This window comes from Kitasatospora sp. NPDC093806 (assembly GCF_040683335.1).
Classification (GTDB): Bacteria; Actinomycetota; Actinomycetes; order Streptomycetales; family Streptomycetaceae; genus Kitasatospora.
In genome coordinates this window covers 1-23,481 of sequence record NZ_JBFBDO010000095.1, presented here as the reverse complement: position 1 = coordinate 23,481, position 23,481 = coordinate 1, and the positions used below count along the sequence as shown (strand labels likewise).

The 23,481-nt window shown below is 72.9% G+C and carries 20 protein-coding genes; 13 read left to right on the top strand and 7 right to left on the bottom strand.

The genetic code is table 11. The features are described from left to right. Window positions 1-12: 12 nt before the first annotated feature. The 5 genes from AB0N76_RS31240 to AB0N76_RS31220 form a co-directional block, all read right to left on the bottom strand. Complete coding sequence (locus tag AB0N76_RS31240; protein WP_363562869.1) at window positions 13-1,869, bottom strand: carbamoyltransferase; 1,857 nt, start codon at window positions 1,867-1,869, stop codon at window positions 13-15. Window positions 1,870-1,979: 110 nt separating this feature from the next. Then, window positions 1,980-3,008, bottom strand: coding sequence for an Inducer of phenazine A (locus AB0N76_RS31235; protein ID WP_363562867.1), 1,029 nt, complete (start codon window positions 3,006-3,008; stop codon window positions 1,980-1,982). Window positions 3,009-3,064: 56 nt separating this feature from the next. Beyond that, window positions 3,065-4,885: a non-ribosomal peptide synthetase gene (locus AB0N76_RS31230; RefSeq protein ID WP_363562865.1), complete on the bottom strand. Its 1,821-nt coding sequence runs from the start codon at window positions 4,883-4,885 to the stop codon at window positions 3,065-3,067. Continuing rightward, on the bottom strand, window positions 4,882-6,114 hold the full coding sequence (locus tag AB0N76_RS31225; protein ID WP_363562863.1) for a cytochrome P450: 1,233 nt from the start codon (window positions 6,112-6,114) through the stop codon (window positions 4,882-4,884). The genes AB0N76_RS31230 and AB0N76_RS31225 overlap by 4 nt, the downstream gene beginning before the upstream one ends. A gap of 39 nt (window positions 6,115-6,153) precedes the next feature. Beyond that, window positions 6,154-6,954, bottom strand: a complete 801-nt coding sequence (locus tag AB0N76_RS31220; protein WP_363562861.1) for a phytanoyl-CoA dioxygenase family protein — start codon at window positions 6,952-6,954, stop codon at window positions 6,154-6,156. 336 nt (window positions 6,955-7,290) lie between these two features. Here AB0N76_RS31220 and AB0N76_RS31215 point away from each other — a divergent pair, with 336 nt between their 5' ends. The 8 genes from AB0N76_RS31215 (at window position 7,291) to AB0N76_RS31180 (ending at window position 15,973) form a co-directional block, all read left to right on the top strand. Beyond that, window positions 7,291-8,547 (top strand): cytochrome P450, encoded by a 1,257-nt coding sequence (locus tag AB0N76_RS31215; RefSeq protein ID WP_363562859.1) that lies wholly within the window; start codon window positions 7,291-7,293, stop codon window positions 8,545-8,547. Further along, window positions 8,544-9,815 carry an MFS transporter gene (locus AB0N76_RS31210; RefSeq protein WP_363562857.1) on the top strand — a complete coding sequence of 424 codons (1,272 nt, stop codon included), beginning with the start codon at window positions 8,544-8,546 and terminating at the stop codon, window positions 9,813-9,815. Before AB0N76_RS31215 ends, AB0N76_RS31210 begins: the two co-directional genes overlap by 4 nt. After that, window positions 9,815-10,018, top strand: a complete 204-nt coding sequence (locus AB0N76_RS31205) for an MbtH family NRPS accessory protein (protein WP_363562855.1) — start codon at window positions 9,815-9,817, stop codon at window positions 10,016-10,018. Before AB0N76_RS31210 ends, AB0N76_RS31205 begins: the two co-directional genes overlap by 1 nt. 65 nt (window positions 10,019-10,083) lie before the next feature. After that, the gene (locus tag AB0N76_RS31200) at window positions 10,084-11,445 is read left to right on the top strand and encodes a lysine N(6)-hydroxylase/L-ornithine N(5)-oxygenase family protein (RefSeq protein ID WP_363562853.1); all 1,362 of its coding nucleotides are present in this window, start codon (window positions 10,084-10,086) and stop codon (window positions 11,443-11,445) included. Continuing rightward, window positions 11,432-12,076, top strand: coding sequence for an FMN-binding negative transcriptional regulator (locus AB0N76_RS31195; RefSeq protein WP_363562851.1), 645 nt, complete (start codon window positions 11,432-11,434; stop codon window positions 12,074-12,076). Before AB0N76_RS31200 ends, AB0N76_RS31195 begins: the two co-directional genes overlap by 14 nt. 235 nt (window positions 12,077-12,311) lie before the next feature. After that, the gene (locus tag AB0N76_RS31190; protein WP_363562849.1) at window positions 12,312-12,464 is read left to right on the top strand and encodes a hypothetical protein; all 153 of its coding nucleotides are present in this window, start codon (window positions 12,312-12,314) and stop codon (window positions 12,462-12,464) included. Window positions 12,465-12,478: 14 nt separating this feature from the next. Further along, window positions 12,479-13,300 carry a dimethylargininase gene (ddaH, locus tag AB0N76_RS31185; RefSeq protein WP_363562847.1) on the top strand — a complete coding sequence of 274 codons (822 nt, stop codon included), beginning with the start codon at window positions 12,479-12,481 and terminating at the stop codon, window positions 13,298-13,300. Between the two features lie 144 nt (window positions 13,301-13,444). Continuing rightward, window positions 13,445-15,973, top strand: a complete 2,529-nt coding sequence (locus AB0N76_RS31180; protein WP_363562845.1) for an ATP-dependent Clp protease ATP-binding subunit — start codon at window positions 13,445-13,447, stop codon at window positions 15,971-15,973. Between the two features lie 4 nt (window positions 15,974-15,977). Here the strand turns inward: AB0N76_RS31180 and AB0N76_RS31175 are convergent, their stop codons facing one another. Then, window positions 15,978-16,847: a metallophosphoesterase gene (locus AB0N76_RS31175; RefSeq protein ID WP_363562843.1), complete on the bottom strand. Its 870-nt coding sequence runs from the start codon at window positions 16,845-16,847 to the stop codon at window positions 15,978-15,980. A gap of 151 nt (window positions 16,848-16,998) precedes the next feature. On the opposite strand from AB0N76_RS31175, the gene AB0N76_RS31170 reads away from it, so the two are divergent. The 5 genes from AB0N76_RS31170 to AB0N76_RS31150 all read left to right on the top strand — a co-directional run bounded on the left by AB0N76_RS31170 (window position 16,999) and on the right by AB0N76_RS31150 (window position 22,740). Further along, window positions 16,999-17,859, top strand: coding sequence for a serine protease (locus tag AB0N76_RS31170; RefSeq protein WP_363562841.1), 861 nt, complete (start codon window positions 16,999-17,001; stop codon window positions 17,857-17,859). 152 nt (window positions 17,860-18,011) lie between these two features. After that, a complete protein-coding gene (locus tag AB0N76_RS31165; RefSeq protein WP_363562839.1) occupies window positions 18,012-19,478 on the top strand; it encodes a S28 family serine protease in 1,467 nt (488 codons plus the stop codon). A 114-nt stretch (window positions 19,479-19,592) separates the two neighbouring features. Continuing rightward, window positions 19,593-20,219, top strand: coding sequence for a TetR/AcrR family transcriptional regulator (locus AB0N76_RS31160; protein ID WP_363562837.1), 627 nt, complete (start codon window positions 19,593-19,595; stop codon window positions 20,217-20,219). Then, window positions 20,216-21,853, top strand: a complete 1,638-nt coding sequence (locus AB0N76_RS31155) for an acyl-CoA dehydrogenase family protein (RefSeq protein WP_363562835.1) — start codon at window positions 20,216-20,218, stop codon at window positions 21,851-21,853. The genes AB0N76_RS31160 and AB0N76_RS31155 overlap by 4 nt, the downstream gene beginning before the upstream one ends. After that, window positions 21,850-22,740: an amidohydrolase family protein gene (locus tag AB0N76_RS31150; RefSeq protein WP_363562833.1), complete on the top strand. Its 891-nt coding sequence runs from the start codon at window positions 21,850-21,852 to the stop codon at window positions 22,738-22,740. Before AB0N76_RS31155 ends, AB0N76_RS31150 begins: the two co-directional genes overlap by 4 nt. A gap of 7 nt (window positions 22,741-22,747) precedes the next feature. Here AB0N76_RS31150 and AB0N76_RS31145 read toward each other — a convergent pair. After that, window positions 22,748-23,481: inositol monophosphatase family protein (locus AB0N76_RS31145; RefSeq protein ID WP_363562831.1), on the bottom strand; the 734-nt coding region annotated here is incomplete at its 5' end.

Sequence of the window (23,481 nt, the reverse complement as noted above, 5' to 3'; positions counted from 1 at the left end):
TGGGGGAGCGGCTCAGTCCATCGGGATGGCCTGCCGCCAGTCCCGGTCCTCCTGCCACTGCGGCTGGCCGGGCTTCTCCAGCAGGAAGGAGCCCAGCGCGAGGACGTCGATCCCGGTCCGCATGAAGCAGGTGTAGGCGTCCTCCGGCGAGCCCACGATCGGCTCCCCGCGCACGTTGAACGAGGTGTTCACCACCACCGGGCAGCCGGTGGCCTCCTTGAAGGCGGTGAGCAGCCGGTGGTAGCGCGGGTTGTTCCCGGCGGTGACGGTCTGCACCCGGGCCGAGCCGTCCACGTGGGTGACCGCCGGGATGGTCGAGCGCCGCACCTTCAGCAGGTCGAGCCCGGCGGCCCGGTCGGTCTCGGCGGCGTCCGGACGGATCCGCTGGGCCTCGGCGACGTCCGCGACGATCAGCATGTAGGGGCTCGGCTGGTCGAGGTCGAAGTACTCACCGGCGTCCTCGGCCAGCACCGACGGCGCGAACGGCCGGAACGACTCACGGAACTTGATCTTGAGGTTCATGGTGGTCTGCATGTCCGCGTTGCGCGGGTCGCCGAGGATCGACCGGGCGCCCAGGGCGCGCGGGCCGAACTCCATCCGGCCCTGGAACCAGCCGACCACCTTGCCGTCCGCCAGCGCCGCCGCGACCTCCTTGTCCAGCTCCTCCGGCGCGAGCCGGCGGTAGGGCGCGCCCAGGCCGTCCAGGTGGGCGGCGATCCGCTCGTCGTCGAACTCCGGTCCGAGCAGCGAGCCGGACATGGCGTCCCGGCCGCCGCCCCCGCCGTCGACGTCCAGGTGCTCCCGGGGCGCGCCGCGCTCGGCGGCGACGGCCAGCGCGGCCCCCAGCGCGCCGCCCGCGTCACCGGCGGCGGGCTGCACCCAGACCTCGTCGAACACCTTCTCCCGGACCAGCCGGCCGTTGGCGACGCAGTTCAGCGCCACCCCGCCGGCCAGGCAGAGCCGGTCCTCGCCGGTCCGCTCGCGGGCGGTCCTGGCCAGCCGGAGCACCACGTCCTCGGTGACCTTCTGGACGGACGCGGCCAGGTCGAACTCCCGCGCGGTGAGCGGCCCTTCGGGCTGCCGCCGGGGGCCGCCGAAGAGCTGCTCGAAGGCCCGGCCGGTCATCCGCCGGCCCCGCAGGTACTCGAAGTACCGCAGGTCCAGCCGGAAGGAGCCGTCCTCCTTGACGTCGATCAGCTTCTCCCGGATCAGCGACTCGTACCGGGGCTCGCCGTACGGGGCCAGGCCCATCAGCTTGTACTCGCCCGAGTCGACCTTGAACCCGCAGAAGTAGGTGAACGCCGAGTAGAGCAGCCCCAGCGAGTGCGGGAAACGCAGTTCCGCCAGCGGCTCGAGTGTTCTGCCCCGGCCGTGCCAGAGCGTGGTGGTGGCCCACTCGCCGACGCCGTCGACGCACAGCACCGCCGCCGACTCGTACGGGCTCGGCAGGAACGCCGAGGCCGCGTGCGACTCGTGGTGGCGGCGGACCCGGATCTCCGGGACGTGGCCGCCGTCCAGCCCGGCGAGCCGCTCGCGGATCGTCCGGGGGATGTCCCGCTTCCAGGCGAGCCAGGACGGCACGGTGTCCCGGAAGGCCGGGAACGCCCGGGGCGCGGAGCCCGCGAAGGTGGCCAGCACCCGGCGGAACTTCAGCGCCGGGTCCTCGTAGTAGGCGATCGCGGAGACGTCCCGCAACCGCGCCCCGGCCTCCCGCAGGCAGTACTCGACGGCCTGGACGGGGAAGGAGCCGTCGTGGCGGCGCCGGCTGAAGCGCTCCTCCTGCGCCGCCGCGACGGGCGTGCCGTCGGCGACCAGCGCGGCGGCGCTGTCGTGGTAGAAGGCCGAGACGCCCAGGATCAGTTCGGTCACGGTCTCCGCCTCAGAACATCGGATAGATGGAGTCGTCCGGCTTCTCGACCGGACGGCGCCGGAAGAGCCGGTTCAGCAGCCTGCGAACGAGCGACACGCGGAACCTCTTCTCAGGAGAGGCCGAGCTGGTCGGCCAGGAGCCCGGTCACGGTGTCGTAACCCAGGTCGGTCAGGTGGGCCCGGTCGGTGAACAGCCAGTCCTTCGCGGACGCGGCCGCGCCGAGCAGCGGGTTGAGGTCCGTGAACGGGACGCCCAGCCGCTCGCAGCCGGCCCGCAGCGCCTCGGCGTAGGCCTGGCCGGTCGCCGGCGCGATGATGTCGCCGAACACCTCGGTGAAGCTGAACATCTCGTCCAGCTCGTCGAAGAGCAGCTGTTCCTCGGGGGCCGGCTGCTCCCGCACCCAGGTCGCCATCGGCTGGAGGGCGAAGGAGAGTTCGGCCCCGGTCGCCTTCGCCAGCAGCCGCCAGGAGTCCAGGTGACGCAGGGTCAGCTCGGCGCCGACGGCCACCTGGGTGGCGGCGTCCGGCCGGGGCGAGTTCCCGGTGTCCAGCGCGGGGCCGCCCGCGCCCCGCCGGCCGAACAGCCCGTCGCGCTTGCGGGCCGGGCGGTCCGCGGCCATCTTCTCGGTGAACTCGTTGTGCTGGAAGTACGCGCCGTGGTCCCAGTTGGGGGACTGCGGCTGGCGGGCCAGGCCCAGGTTGTTGAAGCCGGAGACCACCACGATCCGGTCGATCTCCGGGACCAGGTGCCGGTGCAGCAGGAACAGCACCAGCTCCTGGGTGGAGTTGAAGCTGCGGCCGGCCACGCTGAGCCACGGCCGGGCGGGCGCGTGCGCGGACCAGAGCCGGGAGGCGATCGTCGCGGCGTCGGTGGTGGCGCCCACGCCGAACGCCATCGAGCTGCCGACCAGCAGGTTCACCGGCCCGGCCGGGCGCTCCCCGTCGCCCAGCGCGGCGCGGGCGCCGTCCGGGCCGTGCGAGTACCGGAAGCCGAAGCGGTCGGTGTTGACGATCGCCGACCGGTGCTCGGCCGGGTGGAAGTACATCGTGTACGGGAGCCAGCGCAGCCGGCCGTCCTCGTACAGCTCCTCGGTGTAGTGCCGCATCTGCGGCGTGAGCGTGGCGATGTGCGAACTCACGGTGGGTCCTCCAGCGGTCTGTCGGGGCGGGGCCGGGCTGATCCACTGGACGCGCCCTAGGACGCGCCCTCCCAGCGCAGCGCGCTGCCGGTGCGGGCGTGCCGGATCTCCGCGCTGAGGCCGGCCACGGTCGGGGTGGTGAACAGGGTGCGCATCGGAAGGTCGACCTCGAAGGCCGCGCGGACCCGGAAGACCACCTGGGTGATCAGCAGCGAGTGCCCGCCCAGGGCGAAGAAGTCGTCGTCCACCGAGACCTTCTCGACGTCCAGGACCTCGGCCCAGATCGCGGCCACCCGCTCCTCGACCTCGTCCCGCGGCGCGACGAACGCCCGGTCCTCGGCGGGGGCCTCCTCGACCGGTGGCAGGCTCTTGCGGTCGACCTTCCCGGTGGCCGTCATCGGCATCTCGTCCAGCAGGACGAACACCTGCGGGATCATGTGCGCCGGCAGCGTGTCGCGCAGCCCCTCGCGCAGCTCGAAGGAGCTCGGACGGCGCTCCCCGATCGGCACCGCGTAGGCGATCAGCTTGGCCTCGGGGGTGCCCAGCCCGGTGGCGACCACCACCGCCTCGCCGATGTCGGAGCGCTCGCGCAGCCGGGACTCGATCTCGCCGGGCTCGACCCGGTAGCCGTGGATCTTGATCAGGAAGTCGTCCCGGCCGATGAACTCCAGGGTGCCGTCCGGCCGCCAGCGGCCGAGGTCCCCGGTGCGGTACATCCGGGCGCCGGGCTCGTCGGCGAACGGGTCCGGGACGAAGCTCTGCGCCGTCAGGTCGGGGCGCCCGGCGTAGCCGCGGGACAGCGGCCCGCCGCCGACGTGGACGATCCCGGGCACGTTGATCGGCACCGGCTGCAGGTGCTCGTCCAGCACGTGCACCCGCGAGCCCGCCACCGGGCGGCCGATCACCGGGACGGCCGGCCAGTCGGCGGCCGGCTGGTCCAGCCGCAGCGCGGTCACCACGTTGATCTCGGTGGAGCCCCACTGGTTGTCCAGGTAGGCCCCCACCCGGTCGCACATCGCCTTGATCTCGGGCGTGACGATCAGCCGGTCGCCGGTGGTCACGATCTCCCGCAGCGAGCCCAGCGACTCGGGGAACTTGGCCGAGTAGCGGCTGAGCTGGTCGAGCGCCACGAACGGCAGCAGGATCGTGGTCAGTTCGTGCCGGTCGATCAGCCGGGCGACGCTCGGGATGTCGAAGCGGTCGTGCTCGGAGGCGATCACCAGGCTGCCGCCGGCCCACCAGGCGGCCAGGAACTCGTAGGTGCAGACGTCCGAGGTGATCGGGAAGTACTGCAGGGCGCGCGGCCGGTCCAGGTAGACGCGCTTGCACCAGTCCATCAGCCGCACCGTCGGCGCGTGGTGCATCGCGATGCCCTTGGGCGTCCCGGTGGAGCCGGAGGTGTGCACGATGTACAGCAGGCTGTCGCCGCTGGTCAGGGTCGGCGGGTTGTCCGCCGGGTACGCCGCCAGCTCCTCCTCGGACGGGCGCAGCACCGGCACGCCCCAGTGGTCGGCGGGGATTCCCGGCTCGGAGATCGCGAGGACGGCGCCGGAGTCGGCCAGCACGAAGCGCTGGCGCTCGGCCGGGTTCTCCAGGTCGACCGGGACGAAGGCACCGCCGGCCTTGAACACCGCCAGCATCGCGATCGCCATGGTCAGCCCGCGGCGCACGCCGATGCCGACCACCGACTCCGGGCCGACGCCCTGCTCGCGCAGGCGCCAGGCCAGCCGGTTGGCCCACCGGTTCAGCTGGTCGTAGGTCAGCGACCGGTCGCGGAAGACCACCGCGATCGCGTCGGGCGTGCGGGCGGCCTGCTCCTCGAACCGTTCCGTCACGATCAGCGACTCGTGCGCGGGCGGGGGGAGAACCTCGGTCATCGTCGTCCTTCGGGGCGGATCTCGGTCGGTCGGGGCGTGAAGGTCACGGGCAGCTCGCCGGGACCGCGCAGCATCGGGCCCAGCGCCCAGGGCACCTGGTCGGCGGGGGTGGTGAGGGCCAGGTCCGGCAGCGTCTCGAAGAGGGTCCGCAGCGCGATCTCGCCCTCGGCGCGGGCCAGGTGGGCGCCCAGGCAGAAGTGCGTGCCCTGTCCGAAGGCCAGGTGCGAGCGGGCCGGCCGGCGGACGTCGAAGCGGTCCGGGTCGGGGAACTGCGCCGGGTCGCGGTTGGCGGCGGCGAGCGAGATCAGCACCGCGTCGCCCTTGGCGACCTCGGTGTCGCCGATGGTCATCGCCTCGCGGGCGTAGCGGTTGGCGCCGGCCTGCGAGGGCGAGTCGTAGCGCAGGATCTCCTCGATCGAGGACTGCCACAGCGCCGGGTCGGCGAGCACGTCCGCCAGCTGCTCCGGGTGCTGCATCAGCCGCAGGATGCCGGCGCCCAGGAACGGCACCGAGGTGGCGTGCCCGGCGCCGATGATCAGGTAGAGCATGCCGCGCAGCTCGTCCTCGCTGTCCAGCTCGCCGGCGTCGAGCTTGGCCAGCAGGTCGGTCACCACGTCGTCACCGGGGTGGCGGCGCTTGTGGGCGACCACCTCGCGCAGGTAGTCGTCCAGGAAGGCGACGGCCGCGCGGTCGGTGGGCTGCATGATCGAGGCCCGCCAGAACTGCTCCATGCAGACCTCGGGCGGCTGCTGGAGCTCCTCCGGCACGCCGAGCACGTCGTGGATCACCGCGACCGGCACGATCAGCGAGTACTCGGTCACCAGGTCGGCGGTGCCGCGGCCGGCGAACGCGGCGATGGTCTCCCGGCAGATCCGCTCGATCCGCGGGCGGTAGCGCTCCACCGCCCGCGGACTGAAGGCCGCCGACACCAGCCGGCGCAGCCGGGCGTGCTCCGGCGGGTCCATGCCCTGGAGATTGCGTTCGAACGCGGAGCTCTCCTCCTCCGCTCCGTACGCGCTGTTGCGGACGTCCGCGCTGATCCGGGCGTCACCGAGCACGGTGCGGCTCAGCTCGTACGCGGTGACCAGCCAGGTGGCCGGCTCGCCGTCGCCGCCGGCGACGAGACTGACCGGGCAGTGCTCGCGCATCCACGCGTAGTTCGGGTACGGGTCGGGGTCGCCGCGCCGTCCGGACTGCCGGAACGGCGTGAGGCCCTGCTGGTTCTCCATGCGGTGCGATCGCCTCTCACAGAGCGGGGGACGGGGAGGTCAGCCGGCGTTCTCGGACAGCAGCGGCTGGTCCGAGGCGGTGACCACCTGGAAGTCGCGGCTGGCGACCCACTCCGGGCGGGGGTTCTCGATCGGCTCCAGCGCGTTGCCGATCGCGTTGTAGCGGATGAACAGGATGGTCCGGTCGCCCGCGGACAGGTTCGGCGGCGAGCAGTGCAGCACCTGGCCGGCGAAGATCAGCACCGAGCCCTTGCGGCCGTGCTTGGAGACCAGGCCGTTGCGGTTCATGATCGAGGTCAGGGTCTCGTTGTCGACCCGGTGGCGGAAGCCCATCGCGGCGGACTCCCAGCCCTCCGCGTAGGTGCTGGTCTCGCTGTGCAGCTGGTCGGTGTGCGAGCCGGGGATGATGAAGATCGGCCCGTTGAACTCGGTGACGTCGTCCAGGAAGACCGCCACGCTGAGCACCTGCGGGCCGGGCATGCCGTCGTCGCGGTGCCAGTACAGGAAGTCCTGGTGCCACTCCCAGACGTCGCCCTTGAACGGCGCCTTCGGGTTCAGCTGGGTCTGGTGGATGTAGACGTCGCTGCGCAGCAGCTCACGGGCCGGCTCCAGGGCGCGGGCGTCCCGGGTGAGCCGCTCGAAGACGGGGTGCAGCAGGTGCACGCCGTAGACGGCGCGGACCAGCTCGCCGTCCCGCTCCATCACCCGCTGCGGGGAGTCGGAGTCCTTGAGCGCGGTGGCCTGGTCGAAGAGCTCGGTCACCTCCTCCGGCGTGAAGAGATCGGGCAGGTAGAGGTACCCCTGCTCGTCGAACTCCTTGATCTGGGCGTCGGTCAGCAACGGTTCCTCCTGGAACGGCCGTTGGAGATGCGGACATGCGGTACGCGAAGCGGTGGGGCGCAGGCGTAGGCCCGGCCGGAAAGCGGTCCGGCCGGGCGCGCGGGCCGTCGGGTGGGCATCGGACGGCCAGTTCACGCTAGGGCGGCCGGACCGGATGATCAATTGAGGCATCGACCTGTCAGTAGTTCACCGGTGCGTCGTGCTGCTGCCCGTCATCTGTCGGCTAGTCAATGATCGTCGGCCGCATTAGCGTGATCGCCCAACAGCCCTGTCCGGCAAGGCGATCGACTCGCCACCGCCGGCGAACCCGCGGACTCCAGGAGCAGTGCAGAGGACATGACCCATCAGCACCCGGAACCTCCTCAGCTGTTCGGCCCGGAGCAGGTCGCCGACCCGTACCCGGCCTACGCCGAGCTGCGCGCCCAGGCCCCGGTCTGCCCGGTGAAGCTGCCGGACGGGGTCGAGACGTGGTTCGTCACCGGTTACGACCAGGCGGACCGGGCCCTCGCCCACCCGGGGCTGAGCAAGGACCCGGCCTCGGTGCGCGAGATGCTCCGCAAGGCCGGCTCCCCGTTCTTCACCGAGGAGTACGACAAGTTCAACGCCCACATGCTGAACGCCGACCCGCCGGAGCACACCCGGCTGCGCCAGCCGGTCAGCCGGGCGTTCACCCCGCGCCGGGTGGAGAAGGTCCGGCCCCGGGTCGAGCGGCTCGCCGACGAGCTGCTGGCGGCCATGGCCGCGGCCGGCACCGCCGAGTGCGACCTGCTGGAGGCCTACGCCCGGCCGCTGCCGCTGCCGGTGATCTGCGAGCTGATGGGCGTGCCCGGCGCGGACGGCGACCAGGTGATGGAGTGGAGCGAGGCGCTGTTCTCGCCGCCCGGCACCTTCCCGATCACCCCGGCCGAGGCCGGCGCCCGGCTGGGCGAGTACGTCACCGGCCTGGTCGAGGGACGGCAGGCCGCGCTGGCCGCCGGGACCGAGGACCCGGAGGCCGCCGAGGACCTGATCGGCCAGCTGATCCGGAACGAGACGCTGTCCCACCAGGAGCTGCTGAGCACGGTGCTGCTGGTCCTGCTCACCGGCCACAGCAGCACCAGCGACCTGATCGGCAACGCGGTGGTGGCCCTGCTGGCCCACCCGGAGCAGCTGGAGCTGTTCAAGAGCAGCCCGGAGCTGACCGACGCCGCGGTGGACGAGCTGATGCGCTACGACACCTCGGTGTTCCGGGCCACCATCCGGATCGCCGCCGAGGACGTCGACCTCGGCTCCGCCGTGGTCCCCCAGGGCAGCCTGGTGGGCGTGGTGCTCGGCGCCGCCAACCGGGACCCGGAGCGGTTCCCCGACCCGGACCGGCTCGACCTGACCCGCACCGACCGGGCCAACCTCGCGCTCGGCCAGGGCGTCCACTACTGCCTCGGCTCGGCGCTCGCCAGGCTGGTGGCCGGGGTCGCCCTGCGCAAGCTGTTCACCCGCTTCCCCGACCTGGCGCTCGTCGGGCCGGCGGACGGGCAGGAGTGGATGAACCCGGGCTCCGGCGTCGGCCGCGCCCTGCTGCGCCTCCCGGTGCTGCTGGAGGGCAAGTCCGCATGACCCACCCCGACGGACCCGCGGCCGGCACCGGTCTGGCCGCGCTGCTGCGGGTCCGCGACGCCCGGCTGTACTTCGGCGGGCTGGCACTCTCCCAGTTCGGCGACAACGTCCTGCTGCTCGCCGCCGGGATCTGGGTGAAGAGCCTGACCGGCAGCGACGGCGCGGCCGGCGTGATCATGTTCTTCGTCTCCGCACCGGCCCTGCTCTCCGCGCTCTTCGGCCTGCTGGCCGACCGGGTCCGCAAGCGGGCCCTGATGATCACGGTCAACCTGGTGATGGCGGCGGCGACGCTGGCCCTCCTGACGGTCGACACCGCCGGCGACGCCTGGCTGGTCTACACCGTGATGACCGCCTACGGCACCGCCCTGGTGATCATCGGGGCCGCGGAGAGCGGGCTGTTCGTCAGCATGCTGCCCGAACGCCTGCTGGGCGCGGCCAACACCATGGTCATGTCGCTGCAGGAGAGCATGAAGGTGGTCGCCCCGGCGGTCGGCGCGGCGCTGTTCGCCGCGTTCGGCGGCCACGCGCTGGCCCTGCTCGACGTCGCGACCTTCCTGCTGGCCGCCGGGGCGCTGGCCCTGCTGCGGGTCCCCGAGCCCGCGCCGCGGCCGGGGAGCAAGGCCCTGCGGGCCGAACTGCTCACCGGCGTCCGGCACGTGTCCCGGACGCCGGGGCTGCGGCTGGTGGTGTTCGGCTGCGCCGCCGTGATGGGCGTCATGGGCTTCACCAACACCGCGCTGTTCGGGCTGGTGGACGACGGGCTGCACCGCGCGCCCGTCTTCCTCGGCCTGCTGATGTGCGTCCAGGGCGTCGGCTCGGTCGCCGGGGGGCTGTTCGCGCCCCGGCTGATGGCCCGGATCGGCGAGGGGCGGTTCGTCGCGCTCGGCATGGCGGTGAGCGCCGCCGGCAACGCGCTGCTGCTGGTGCCGGCCGAGGCCGTGGTCCTGCCCGGCATGGCGCTGCGCGGGATCGGCCTGCCCTGGGCGGTGATCGGCGCCTACACCCTGATGCAGCGGCGCACGCCGGTCGAGCTGATGGGCCAGGCGGCCGGCTCGATCAACCTGATCATCTTCGTGCCGCAGGCGGTGTCCGTCCTGGTCGGCGCGGGCCTGGGCGAAGTCCTGGGCTACCGGGGGCTGTTCGCGGTCACCAGCGTCTGCGTCGCGGCGGTCTGCGGCTTCCTGCTCAGCCGCGCCGAGGTGCGCTCGGCGGGCGCGGAGCCGGAGCCCGGCACCACCGAACCCACCCCTTCCGAAAGGAGTCAGTGATGGCCGTCACCGAACCGGTCTACAAGGTCGTCGTCAACCACGAGGAGCAGTACTCGATCTGGCACTCCGACAAGGAGCCGCCGAACGGCTGGACCGAGGTCGGCGTGTCGGGCAGCAAGCAGGAGTGCCTCGACCACATCAACGAGGTCTGGACCGACATCACCCCCCTCAGCGTGCGCCAGGCCCTGGCCGGCCGCGCCTGACCCCCGACAGCCCTCGGGACAACGAACGTCGGAACAACGAACTTCGGAACGGAGACAAGGACAACGTGGACGAGGCATCGGCTGGCGCCGACCCGAATCCTGCCCCGTACGACGTGATCGGCGTCGGGTTCGGTCCGTCGAACCTGGCCCTGGCGGTGGCGCTGGCCGAGCACGGCGGGCCCCTCGGCGGCGGTCCGCTCAACGCGCTCTTCCTGGAGCGGCGGCCGTCCTTCGGCTGGCACCCGGGCATGCTCATCGAGGACGCCACCATGCAGGTGAGCTTCCTCAAGGACCTGGCCACGATGCGCAATCCGGTCAGCCGGTACGGCTTCCTGACGTACCTGCACGAACGGGGCCGACTGGTCGACTTCATCAACCACAAGGAGTTCTTCCCGTCCCGGGTGGAGTTCCACGACTACCTCGAATGGGCCGCGGCGCAGTTCACGGACCTGGTCGAGTACCGGACCGAGGCGCTCGCCGTCCGGCCGGTGACCCGGGACGGCGAGGTCCTCGCCTTCGACGTGGTCAGCCGCGGCCCGGAGGGCGAGCGGGTCCGCCGGACCCGCAACCTGGTGGTGGCCAGCGGCCTGGTGCCGCTGCTGCCGGCCGGGGTCGAGCGGTCCGAGCGGGTCTGGCACAGCGCCGAACTGCTGGAGCGGCTGCCCGAGGTCGAGGGCACCGGCCCGCGCTCCTTCGCCGTCATCGGCGCCGGGCAGAGCGCCGCCGAGGTGGCCGCGCACCTGCACGGGCGGTTCCCGCGGGCGGAGGTCCACGCGGTGGTGCCGCGCTACGGGTACAGCCCGGCGGACGACTCGCCGTTCGCCAACCGGATCTTCGACCCGGACGCGGTGGACGCGTACTTCGGCGCCGCCCCGGCGGTGAAGGAGAAGTTCTTCGAGTACCACGCCAACACCAACTACTCGGTGGTGGACCTGGACGTCATCAACGACCTCTACCGCCGGGCCTACCAGGAGTCGGTCCGCGGCGAGCGGCGGCTGAACGTCCTCAACATGTCCCGGGTGACCGCCACCGGCCAGGGGCCGGACGGCCGGCCGCGGCTGGAGGTCGAGTACCTGCCGGACGGGCGCCGCACCCGGCTGGACGTCGACGTGGCGGTCTTCGCCACCGGTTACCGGCAGATGGACCCGGTGCCGCTGCTGGGCCCGGTCGCCGCGCTCTGCGAGCGGGACGCCGCCGGCCTGCTGCGGGTGGGCCGCGACTACCGGGTGGACACCGGCCCGGACACCCGGGCGGGGCTCTACCTGCAGGGCGGCACCGAGCACACCCACGGCATCTCCTCGTCCCTGCTGTCCAACCTCGCGATCCGGGCCTGGGAGATCGTCGAGTCGATCGCCGCCGCGCCGCGGCCGGCCGGCGAGGCCGCCCCCGACGAGTCGATACGGAGCTCCGCGTATGTTCGTTCCTGAGCTGTACCGTCCGCAGGACCCGGCCTGGGTCCTGGAGGTCATCCGGGCCCACCCGCTGGCGACCATGCTGGTCAACGGCCCCGAGGAGCCGTTCGCCACGCACCTGCCGGTGATCCCCGCCGAGGAGACCCTCGCGCTCGGCGGGGGCGAGTCCGGCCTGGTCGGCGCCACCCTGCTCGGCCACCTGAACCGGAGCAACCCGCACTGGGCCGCGCTGGCCGAGGGGACCGACGCGGTGCTGGTCTTCCAGGGCCCGCACGGCTACGTCTCGCCCACCGTCTACCGGACCACGCCGGCCGCGCCGACCTGGAACTTCGTCACGGTGCACGTCCACGGGCGGGTGGAGCCGCTGGCGGCCGGCGCGGAGACCCTCGCGGTGGTCCGGGAGACCGTGCGGACCTTCGAGCGGGACCTCGGCACCGGCTGGGACATGACCGAGTCGCTGTCCTACTTCGAGGAGATCGCCCCCGCGGTCGGCGCCTTCCGCTTCACCGTGACGGCCGCCGAGGGCATGTTCAAGCTCAGTCAGGAGAAGACCCCCGAGGTCCGCAAGCTGGTCGCCGACTCCTTCGAGGCGAGCGGGCACGGGCGGCACCGGGAACTTGCTGCCGCGATGCACCGGTTCGGCTGAACTGCCCCCAAAAGACCGAAAAACTCCGGTCGCGGTAAATAAAGGAATTGTCCGGCGGACCGCTCACCCAAAGTAACCTTGTCTGCTGAATTTGAGCTGGTACGATCAAGGTCGCTGGTCATTTCGCGCCGCAATTCCCCGACCGATCGCTCGGTCCGCGGTTCAATCCCTCATTTCTGCTGTGCGGTTTCGGCCTGCCCCGGGGCAGGCCGTGATGAAAGGCTCGAACCCCCACATGAAGATTTCCCTGGTGCTGCGGATGCTCGGTGTCGCCACCCTCGCCACCCTCGCCTTCGTGACCTGCGCCGGAATTGCCACCGAAATCCCGTCGAGCGCGACCGGTGCGCACGCGGCCGACATCGAGTGGCCGGTCGCCCCGGCCCGCTGAGAGGAGCCGAAAGCATGTCGGCCACTGAATCCCGGAAGGCCGTCCGGAAGCGATTCCTGATGTGCCCGCCGCGGCATTTCGACGTCACCTACTCCATCAATCCGTGGATGCGTCCGGAGAAACCGGTGGACGCCGCCCTGGCGTTCAGCCAGTGGGAGGGTCTGCGCGACCTCTACCTCGATCTCGGCCACACCGTGGAGATCATCGAGCCGCTGCCCGGACTGCCCGACATGGTGTTCGCGGCCAACGGCGCGACCGTGGTCGACGGGCGCGTCCTCGGCGCCCGGTTCCGGCACGTCGAGCGGACCGCCGAGGGCCCGGCCTACCTGTCCTGGTTCGCCGAGCACGGCTACCGCGAGCTGCACTGGCCCACGTACATCAACGAGGGCGAGGGCGACTACCTGGTGGTCGGCCGGCGGATCCTGGCCGGCACCGGCTTCCGGACCGACCAGCAGTCGCACGCCGAGGCGCAGGAGTTCTTCGGCCTGCCGGTCACCGGTCTGACGCTGGTGAACCCGGAGTTCTACCACCTGGACACCGCGCTCTCGGTGCTCTCCGACGACGAGGTCATGTACTACCCGGAGGCCTTCACCCCGGGCAGCCGGGCCGTGCTGAAGGAACTGTTCCCGGACGCGATCCGGGCGACCGCCGCCGACGCCGCGGTCTTCGGGCTCAACGCGCTCTCCGACGGCCGGCACGTCCTGCTGCCGGACGCCGCGGTCGGCCTGAAGGACCGGCTGCGCGAGCGCGGCTTCGAGCCGATCGGCGTGGACCTCACCGAGCTGCTCAAGGCGGGCGGCAGCGTCAAGTGCTGCACCCTGGAGCTGCGCGACTGACGTCCGGCCCCGGCACCGGCCCCCGGCCCCCCACCCGACCGGGTGGGCGGACCGGGGGCCGGCGCGCGTTCGGACCGCCCGGCGGGCGGGGCGCGGCGGGCCGTGTTCGGATGGGCGCAAACCGCTCGGGAGAGGTGATCCTCCGTGACCATGCCGCCGTTCGGATCGAACGATCCGTTCTCCGATCTGCTCAGCCGGTTCTTCGGGATGAGTCCGACGGCCTCCCCGCCCGCCGTGCAGCGGGTCCCGATCGGACGGCTGCTCAGCGAGTCGGCCCAGGAACTGCTGGCGGCCGCCGCCCGGCGGGCCGCCGAGGACGGCGGCAGCGACCTCGACACCGCCCACCTGGCCTGGGCGGCCACCCGGGTCGACCCGTCGCGGCGGATGCTGGAGCGCGCCGGCGTCGACCCGGACCGGCTGGCCGGCGACCTGGCCAAGGCGCTGCCCGCCGGCGCGGACACCCCGACCCCCGACGGCCGGCCGGCCCTCACCCCGGCCGCGAAACGGGCGCTGCTGGCCGCGCACGCCCGCTCGCAGGCGGCGGGCGCCTCGTACATCGGGCCCGAGCACATCCTCGGCGCGCTGCTGGCGGAGGACCGCTCGGGGGCCGGCGCGGCGCTGCGCAACGTCGCGCCCTCCCAGGAGGCGCTGCGCACGGTGCTGGACGGCCGGGGCGTCGGCGGCGAGCGCAGCGGCACCGGCGCGCACCCGAGTCCGACCCCGACCCTGGACGAGTACGGCCGGGACCTCACCGAGGAGGCGAAGGCGGGCCGGCTGGACCCGGTGGTCGGCCGCGCCGAGGAGATCGAGCAGACCGTCGAGATCCTGTCCCGCCGGACCAAGAACAACCCGGTGCTGATCGGCGAGCCGGGTGTCGGCAAGACCGCGATCGTCGAGGGGCTGGCGCAGCGGATCGTCTCCGGCGACGTCCCGCAGAGCCTCAAGGAGAAGCGGGTGGTCACCCTGGACCTCACCGCCCTGGTGGCCGGCTCCAAGTACCGGGGCGAGTTCGAGGAGCGGCTGAAGAGCGTGATCGACGAGGTCACCGCGGCCGAGCAGAGCGTGATCCTGTTCCTCGACGAGCTGCACACGGTGGTCGGCGCGGGCGGTGGCGGCGAGGGCTCGATGGACGCCGGCAACATCCTCAAACCGGCCCTGGCCCGCGGCGAGTTGAGTGTGGTCGGCGCGACCACGCTGGACGAGTACCGCCGGCACGTGGAGAAGGACGCCGCGCTGGAGCGCCGCTTCCAGCCGGTGCTGGTGCCGGAGCCGAGCGTCGAGGAGACCGTCGAGATCCTCCGCGGCCTGCGGGACGCCTACGAGGCCCACCACCAGGTGCGGTTCACCGACGAGGCGCTGGACGCCGCCGCCACCCTCTCCGACCGCTACGTCAGCGACCGCTTCCTGCCGGACAAGGCGATCGACCTGCTGGACCAGGCGGGCGCCCGGGTCCGGCTGCGCAGCCTGAGCGGCTCGACGGTGGCGATGCCGGTGCGGGACCGGATCACCAAGCTGCGCCGCGAGCTGGAGGAGGCGGTGGCGGACGAGGAGTTCGTCCGCGCCGCGAACCTGAAGACCGAGCTGCGGCAGACCGAGGACGAGCTGGCCGCGGTGGCCGAGGCCCGGGAGGGCGTCGTCGAGGTGACCGCGGACGACATCGCGCAGGTGCTGTCCAGCCGGACCGGCATCCCGGTCGCCGAGCTGAACGCCACCGAGCGCGAGCGGCTGCTCCAGCTGGAGGACCACCTGCACGAGCGGGTGATCGGCCAGGACCGGGCGGTCACCGCGGTCGCCCAGGCGGTCCGCCGGGGCCGCGCCGGGATGGGCGACCCGGACCGGCCGACCGGCTCGTTCCTCTTCCTCGGCCCGACCGGGGTCGGCAAGACCGAGCTGGCCAAGGCGCTGGCGGCGCTGCTGTTCGGCGACCCGGACCGGATGATCCGCTTCGACATGAGCGAGTTCCAGGAGAAGCACACCGTCTCCCGGCTGGTCGGCTCCCCGCCCGGGTACGTCGGCTACGACGAGGCGGGCCAGCTGACCGAGGCGGTGCGCCGCAAGCCGTACAGCGTGCTGCTCTTCGACGAGGTGGAGAAGGCCCACCCGGACGTCTTCAACCTGCTGCTCCAGGTGCTGGACGACGGCCGGCTGACCGACTCGCAGGGCCGCACGGTGGACTTCCGCAACACCGTGGTGATCATGACCAGCAACATCGGCTCGCAGCGGATCCTGGACCACCACGGCGACGTCGACCGGATCCGCGACGACCTGATGCGGGACCTGCGGACCCAGTTCCGCCCGGAGTTCCTCAACCGGATCGACGAGGTGATCGTCTTCCACGCGCTCGCCCGCGAGGACCTGCTCCGGGTGGTCGACCTGCTGCTGGACCGCACCCGGCGCCGGCTGAAGGCCCAGGACGTCCGGCTGGAGGTGACCGACGGCGCCAAGGAGTGGCTGGTGAACCGCGGCTACCAGCCGGAGTTCGGCGCCCGGCCGCTGCGCCGGACGATCCAGCAGGAGCTGGACAACCGGATCTCCAACCTGCTGCTGGACGGCACCGTGCGGGAGGGCGACACGCTGCTCGCCGAGGTGTCCGACGGCGAGCTGGTGGTGGCGCTGGCCCGGCCCGAGCCCTCGGCGGCCGCCGCGGAGGCGGCCGCCGGGGACGCGTCCTAGCGGCTCACGCCCCCGGGAACACCTCGCGCAGCAGCGGGTCGGGCAGGCCGCGCTTGCCCCACTCGCGCGGGTAGCCGAGCGACACCTCCTCGAACGGCACCCCGTCGTAGCTGGTCCGCCGGGGGATGTGCAGATGACCGTAGATCATGGTCGCGGTGTTGAACCGGCGGTGCCAGTCGGCGGTCAGCTCGGTGCCGCACCACTGGGCGAACTCGGGGTACCAGAGCACGTCGGTGGGCTGCCGGACCAGCGGGTAGTGGTTGACCAGCACCAGCGGCAGCTCCGGGTCGTGCTCGGCGAGCCGCTTCGCGGTCAGCCGGACGCGCTCGCGGCACCAGGAGTCGCGGTCCGGGTACGGGTCCGGGTGGAGGAAGCGTTCGTCCGCGCAGACCACGCCGCTCTCGTAGGCGGCGGCCAGCGACTCCTCCTTGGTGGTGGTGCCGGGCGCCCGGAACGAGTAGTCGTACAGCAGGAACAGCGGTGCCACCGCGACCGGCCCGCCCGGGCCGGTCCACACCGGGTACGGGTCCTCGGGGGTGACCACGCCGAGTTCGCGGCAGAGCTTGAGCAGGTACTCGTAGCGCTCGACGCCGCGCAGCTGGACCGGGTCGTTGGGGTGGGTCCACAGCTCGTGGTTGCCGGGCGCCCAGATCACCTTGGCGAAGCGCTGGGCGAGCACCCCCAGCGCCCAGCGGATGGTGGTGGTGGACTCGGCCACGTCACCGGCCACGATCAGCCAGTCGTCGGGTGAGTCGGGCCGCAACTGTTCGACCAGGTCGCGGTTCTGCTGGTAGGAGACGTGCAGATCGCTCACCGCGAGCAGCCGGCCCCCGGTCCGCTCCCGTCCGCCGTTCCCGTGCGTGCCACCGGTCATGTCATCCCCCAGGTCGTCAGGCCGTCCGGGCCACAGTACCGGGGCCGGGCGGCCGGAACCGGGCGCTCGGGCCTCCCGGTCCTGACCTGACCCTTGACAGGGCGTCATGTCCGCGCCAGCTTTGACGCACCCCCACACCGAGAGGTCTCTCATGAAGAAGCCGCTCATAGGCACGCTCGTCGCGCTCCTGCTCGCCGGGGCGACCGCCCTGGCCGGAGCACCCACCGCCACCGCCGCCTCCACGGCGCCCGCACCGCCGAAGGCCGAACAGGCCGTCGCCGCGGTCTCCTTCGCGGGCACGGTGGCCCTCAGCAACTGTTCCGGCTCGCTGGTCCGGCTCCCCAACTCCACGGCCAACGACCCGGCGCTGATCCTGTCCAACGGCCACTGCCTGGACGGCGGGATGCCCGGTCCCGGTCAGGTGGTCGTCAACCAGGCCTCCAGCCGCACCTTCTCGCTGCTCAACTCGGCCGGCACCAAGGTCGCCACGCTGCGGGCCAGCAAGATGCTCTACGGCACCATGACCGACACCGACGTGTCGATCTACCAGTTGAACACCACCTATGCCTCGATCCAGTCGAAGTACGGCATCGCCCCGCTGACCGTCGCCGCGACGCACCCCGTCCAGGGCACCGCGATCAAGGTCGTCTCCGGGTACTGGAAGAAGATCTACTCCTGCTCGGCGGACGGCTTCGCGTACCGGCTCAAGGAAGCCGACTGGACCTTCAAGGACTCCCTCCGCTACACGTCCACCTGCAACGTCATCGGCGGCACCTCCGGCTCGCCGGTCGTCGACGCCAACAGCGGGCAGGTCGTCGCGGTGAACAACACCATCAACGAGAGCGGCCAGCGCTGCACGCTCAACAACCCCTGCGAGGTGGACCAGAACGGCGCGGTGACCGTCCGCCCGGGCATCGGCTACGCCCAGGAGACGTACATCATCCCGGCCTGCTTCGCCGCCGGGAACCGGCTCGACCTCACCCTGCCCGGCTGCGTCCTGCCCCGCCCCTGACCAGCGACTTTTCCCCCGATGGGCCATCCGCTACCGGCGGGTGGCCCATTCGGCCGTCTACCGGACGGCCGGTCCGTCCGGCAGCCGCCCGCCGGCTGCCGGAGAGTACGGACCAGCGCACCGAACAGTTCCGTTGACCCGATGGAGAGTTGATGACCGTCACCTTGAGAAGACTGCTGGCCGCCGTCCTGCTGATACCGCTGTTCGGCCTCGGCCTGGCCTCGCCGGCGCTCGCCGAGGGCACCGCCACGGCGGCGGCCGGGGCGTCCTCCGCCGCCGACGACCCGTCGGCCGACATCAAGGACCGCCTGGCGGCGATCCCCGGTCTGACCGTGACCGAGGAGAAGCCGACCACCACCGGCCACCGCTACTTCCTGCTCACCTACACCCAGCCGATCGACCACGCCCGCCCCTGGCTGGGCACCTTCCAGCAGCGGCTCAGCGTGCTGCACCGCGGCTACGACCGGCCGACCGTCTTCTACACCAACGGCTACACGCTGCGCACCACGCCCTCGCGCACCGAGCCGGCCCGGCTGGTCGACGGCAACCAGGTCTCCATCGAGTACCGCTACTTCACGCCGTCCCGCCCCGAGCCCGCCGACTGGACCAAGGCCGGCATCCGCCAGGCGGCCACCGACGCGCACCGGCTGATCACCGCGCTGAAGCGGATCTACCAGCAGGAGTGGCTGTCCACCGGCGCCTCCAAGGGCGGCATGTCCTCCACCTACCACCGCCGCTTCTTCCCGGACGACGTGGCCGGCACCATCGCCTACGTCGCGCCGAACGACGTCAACGACCGCGAGGACTCCGCGTACTCCCGGTTCTTCGAGAACGTCGGCACCCCCGAGTGCCGGGCCGCGCTCACCGCGACCCAGCGCGAGCTGCTGATCCGCCGCGACCGGCTGGAGGCCCGCTACGAGGCCGACAACGCCGCCGCCGGCTCCACCTTCACCACCGTGGGCAGCGCCGACCGGGCGTACGAGCTGGCCGTGCTCGACTCGGTCTGGACGTTCTGGCAGTACAGCCTGCTGGAGGACTGCGCCAAGGTCCCCGGCGCCAACGCCACCGACGACGCGCTGTACGCCTGGTTCGACGCCCAGTCCGGCGTGACCGGCAACAGCGACCAGTCGCTCGCGGGCTACACCGCGTACTTCTACCAGGCGGGCACCGAGCTCGGCTCGCCCAGCTTCGACGTGTCGAGCCTCAAGGGCCTGCTGCACTACGACTACAAGGAGCTGTACACGCCGCGCTCCTACGTGCCCAAGAACATCCCGATGAAGTTCGACCCGAACGCGATGCGCGACATCGACCGCTGGGTGAAGAACTCGGCCGAGCGGATCATCTACGTCTACGGCCAGAACGACCCGTGGGGTGCCGAGCCGTTCCGGCTGGGCTGGGGCAGTGAGGACAGCTACGTCTACACCGTGCCCGGCGGCAACCACGGCTCCAACATCTCCAAGCTGCCGGCCGCCGAGTCGGCGGCGGCCACCGCCAAGGTGCTGGAGTGGGCCGGGCTCGGCGGCGACGCCGCGGCCCGCTCGCTGACCGGCGGGTACCAGGTGCCGCCGATCGGCCCGCTGGACGAGGAGGGGCTGAAGCAGGACCGCGTGCGCCTGTAGCCCGGATCCGTTTGACGCCGAGGGCCACCCGACCGCCGGGTGGCCCTCCGGCGTTTCCGGGAGCTGCCTGCCGCCCCTCTCCCCGAAGCAGTGAATCAGTGCTTCAATGCTTGCATGGCCTACCGACGCACCCCCGCCGTCCAAGCCCGCCTCGACGCCCAGCGCGAAGCGGTCCTCCAGGCGGCGGTCGGGCTGCTCGCCGAACGCGGCTACGGCGGCTGCAGCATGGCGGCCGTCGCCGAACGCGCCGGGATCGCCACCGGCTCGATGTACCGGCACTTCGCGGGCAAGGCCGAACTGTCCGTCGAACTCTTCCGCCGGGTGGTCACCCGCGAGGTCGCCGCCGTGCACGAGGCGGTCGCCCGGCACGACACCCCGCTCCCGCGGATCGCCGCCGTCGTCGAGACCTTCGCCGCCCGCGCCCTGCGCGCCCCCCGGCTCGCCCACGCGCTGCTGGTCGAACCGGCCGACACCGTCGTGGACGCCGAACGCCTGGTCTTCCGCCGCACCTTCCGCGACGTCATCGCCGTCGAGATCGCCGCCGCCCTCGCCGACGGCCGACTGCCGCCCCAGGACCCGCAGCTGACCGCCGCCGCCATCGTCGGCGCGGTCGCCGAGGCGCTCACCGGCCCGCTCGCCGCCGCGCCCCCGCCGGACACCCGGAGCACCCCCGACACCGTGGTCCCCGCCCTGGTCACCTTCACCCTCCGCGCGCTCGGAGAGATCGGAGAGACGCGATGACAGCCACGCACGAGGTCACCAACCAGGTGCCCCCGCCGTACGGACACGACACCGCCGCCGACCCCGCCCTGCTCGCCGCCCTGCACCGGGCCGGCGCCGGCTGGGCCGAACCCGAACTGCGCGAACTCGGCCGGCTGGCCGGCTCCGAACAGGCCGCCGAATGGGGCCGGCTGGCCAACGAGCACCCGCCGGTGCTGCGCACCCACGACCGCTACGGCCACCGGATCGACGAGGTCGAGTTCCACCCGGCCTGGCACGAGCTGATGCGCACCGCCGTCGGCCACGGCCTGCACGCCGCGCCCTGGCGGGACGACCGGCCCGGCGCGCACACCGCCCGCGCCGCGAAGTTCCACGTCTGGGGCCAGGTCGAGGCCGGCCACACCTGCCCGGTCTCGATGACCTACGCCGCCGTCCCCGCCCTGCGCGCCACCCCCGCCCTGGCCGCCGAGTACGAGCCGCTGCTGGCCGCCACCGCCTACGACTTCGGGCTGCGCGAACCGCACGGCAAGCGCGGCCTGATCGCCGGCATGTCGATGACCGAGAAGCAGGGCGGCTCGGACGTCCGCACCAACACCACCACCGCCGTCCCGCAGCCGGACGGCGGCTACCGGCTCACCGGGCACAAGTGGTTCACCTCGGCGCCGATGTCCGACCTCTTCCTCACCCTCGCCCAGGCACCCGGCGGCCTCAGCTGCTTCCTGCTGCCGCGCGTCCTGCCGGACGGCACCCGCAACCGGCTCCACCTCCAGCGGCTCAAGGACAAGCTCGGCAACAAGTCCAACGCCTCCGCCGAGATCGAGTACGACGAGGCGTACGGCCTGCTGGTCGGCGCGGAGGGCCGGGGGGTGCGGACCATCATCGAGATGGTCAACATGACCCGCCTCGACTGCACCATCGGCGCCGCCTCCGGGATGCGGCTCGGCGCCACCCGGGCCGTCCAGCACACCCTGCACCGGCGGGCGTTCGGCAAGGCCCTGGTGGACCAGCCGCTGATGCGCAACGTGCTCGCCGACCTGGTCGTCGAGTCCGAGGCGGCCACCACCGTGGCGATGCGGCTCGCCCAGGCCACCGACGCCGCGCTCGCCGGGGACCGGGACGAGGCGCTGGTCCGCCGGCTCGGCCTGGCCGTCGCCAAGTACTGGGTCTGCAAGCGCGGCCCGGCGCACGCCGCCGAGGCGCTGGAGTGCCTGGGCGGCAACGGCTACGTCGAGGAGTCCGGCATGCCCCGGCTCTACCGCGAGGCGCCGCTGGTCTCGATCTGGGAGGGCTCCGGCAACGTCGCCGCGCTGGACGCGCTGCGCGCCATGACCAGGAGCCCGGAGACCGTCGACGCCTTCCTCGGCGAGCTCGACGCGGCGGCCGGCGCCGACCGCCGGCTCGATGCGGCCGTCGCCGGCCTGCGCAAGGGGCTCACCGACCTCGACCAGCTGGAGTACCGCACCCGCCGCCTGGTGGAGTCGATGGCGCTCGCCTTCCAGGGCTCGCTGCTCGTCCGGTACGGGCACCCGGCGGTCGCCGACGCGTTCTGCGCCTCCCGGCTCGGCGGCGACCACGGCGCCGCCTTCGGCACCCTGCCGGCCGGGCTGGACGTCGAGGCGGTCATCGAGCGGGCGAAGCCGGTCCCGGCCGCATGACCCTCTCCGACCGGGCGGCCGAGACGGCCGAGGTGCGCGCCTACTGGCAGCGCCTCGGCCTGCCCGGCCTGATCGACGTCCACACCCACTTCATGCCGCAGAACGTGCTCGACAAGGTGTGGGCCTACTTCGACGCGGCCGGCCCGCTGGTGGGCCGCCCCTGGCCGATCGCCTACCGCGAGGCCGAGGAGCAACGGGTCGAGCGGCTACGGGAGTTCGGCGTCCGGGCGTTCACCGCGATGCTCTACCCGCACAAGCCCGGGATGGCCGCGTGGCTCAACGCCTGGGCCGCCGGCTTCGCCGCCCGCACCCCCGACTGCCTGCACACCGCCACCTTCTTCCCCGAGCCCGGCGCGCCCGGCTACGTGGCCCGCGCGCTGGCCGACGGCGCCCGGGTGTTCAAGGCGCACCTCCAGGTCGGCGGCTACGACCCGGCGGACGACCTGCTCGACGAGGTCTGGGGCCTGCTCGCCGAGACCGGGACGCCGGTGGTCACCCACTGCGGCTCCGGCCCCGTCCCCGGCAAGCACACCGGCCCCGGCCCGATCGGCGAGGTGCTGGCCCGCCACCCCCGGCTGGTCCTGGTCGTCGCCCACCTCGGCCTGCCCGAGTACGGCGACTTCCTCGACCTCGCCGAGCGGTACCCCGGGGTCCGGCTGGACACCACGATGGCCTTCACCGACTTCACCGAGCAGGAGACGCCGTTCCCGCGCGGCGAGCTGCCCCGGCTGCGCGCCCTGCGCGAACGGGTGCTGCTCGGCAGCGACTTCCCCAACATCCCCTACCGGTACCGGCACCAGCTGGACGCGCTGGACCGGCTCGGACTGGGGGAGGACTGGCTGCGCGCGGTCTGCCACGACAACGCGGCGGCGCTGTTCGGCATCTGACGGCTGGTCAGTCGATGGCGCGGAGCAGCGGGAGTGCCTCCGCGTGCGTCCCGGGGGCGGCGGCGAGGAAGCCGTCGGCGGCGGCCGTCCAGGCGGCCCCGGCGGCGTCCGTCACCCGGGCGCCCGCCTCCGCGGCGATCAGCGCACCGGGCAGCAGATTGCCCGCGTCCGGCCCGAACTCCCAGAACAGGCCCAGGTGTCCGGAGCCGACCTGGGCCACCTGGAGCGCGGTCGGCCCCAGGTTGCGGACGGCCACCGCCGCGCCCGCCAGCGCCGACAGCGAGGCCCCGGCCCGGCGCAGCGCCACCGGGTCCCGCGCCACCAGCGGCGGCTGGCTGGTCCCGGCCACCGTCGCGGCCAGCTCCCGCTCCACCACCGCGATCGGCCGGCCGTCCAGCTCCGCCCCGCCGCCACGCACCGCCCGGTAGGTGCGGCCGCCCAGCTCGGGCGCGTGCACCACGGCCAGCACCGCCGCGCCGTCCCGGACCAGGGTCGCCGTCACCGCCCACTGCGGCAGCCCGAGCAGGAACTGCACCGCGCCGTCGGTGGCGTCGCACAGCCACCACTCGCCCTCCGTCGGGACGGCCCCGTCCAGCTCCTCGTCCACCCGGCCCGCCTCCGGCCGCAACGCGCCCAGCCGCTCGCGCAGTTCGGCCGCCGCCGGGCCGTCCAGCGCGGCGAAAGCCGCCAGCGCCTCGGGCAGGGTGCGCGCCGGGACCGGCTCGGCCGGCCGGCGGGCGG

Bases quoted from the DNA above. Each gene is read 5' to 3' on its own strand.
- AB0N76_RS31170 (WP_363562841.1), top strand. From the start codon at position 16,999: ATGAAGAAGCCGCTCATAGGCACGCTCGTCGCGCTCCTGCTCGCCGGG.
- AB0N76_RS31225 (WP_363562863.1), bottom strand. From the start codon at position 6,114: ATGGAGAACCAGCAGGGCCTCACGCCGTTCCGGCAGTCCGGACGGCGC.
- AB0N76_RS31160 (WP_363562837.1), top strand. From the start codon at position 19,593: ATGGCCTACCGACGCACCCCCGCCGTCCAAGCCCGCCTCGACGCCCAG.
- ddaH (WP_363562847.1), top strand. From the start codon at position 12,479: ATGTCGGCCACTGAATCCCGGAAGGCCGTCCGGAAGCGATTCCTGATG.
- AB0N76_RS31155 (WP_363562835.1), top strand. From the start codon at position 20,216: ATGACAGCCACGCACGAGGTCACCAACCAGGTGCCCCCGCCGTACGGA.
- AB0N76_RS31215 (WP_363562859.1), top strand. From the start codon at position 7,291: ATGACCCATCAGCACCCGGAACCTCCTCAGCTGTTCGGCCCGGAGCAG.
- AB0N76_RS31175 (WP_363562843.1), bottom strand. From the start codon at position 16,847: ATGACCGGTGGCACGCACGGGAACGGCGGACGGGAGCGGACCGGGGGC.
- AB0N76_RS31150 (WP_363562833.1), top strand. From the start codon at position 21,850: ATGACCCTCTCCGACCGGGCGGCCGAGACGGCCGAGGTGCGCGCCTAC.
- AB0N76_RS31195 (WP_363562851.1), top strand. From the start codon at position 11,432: ATGTTCGTTCCTGAGCTGTACCGTCCGCAGGACCCGGCCTGGGTCCTG.
- AB0N76_RS31230 (WP_363562865.1), bottom strand. From the start codon at position 4,885: ATGACCGAGGTTCTCCCCCCGCCCGCGCACGAGTCGCTGATCGTGACG.
- AB0N76_RS31205 (WP_363562855.1), top strand. From the start codon at position 9,815: ATGGCCGTCACCGAACCGGTCTACAAGGTCGTCGTCAACCACGAGGAG.
- AB0N76_RS31210 (WP_363562857.1), top strand. From the start codon at position 8,544: ATGACCCACCCCGACGGACCCGCGGCCGGCACCGGTCTGGCCGCGCTG.
- AB0N76_RS31190 (WP_363562849.1), top strand. From the start codon at position 12,312: ATGAAGATTTCCCTGGTGCTGCGGATGCTCGGTGTCGCCACCCTCGCC.
- AB0N76_RS31165 (WP_363562839.1), top strand. From the start codon at position 18,012: ATGACCGTCACCTTGAGAAGACTGCTGGCCGCCGTCCTGCTGATACCG.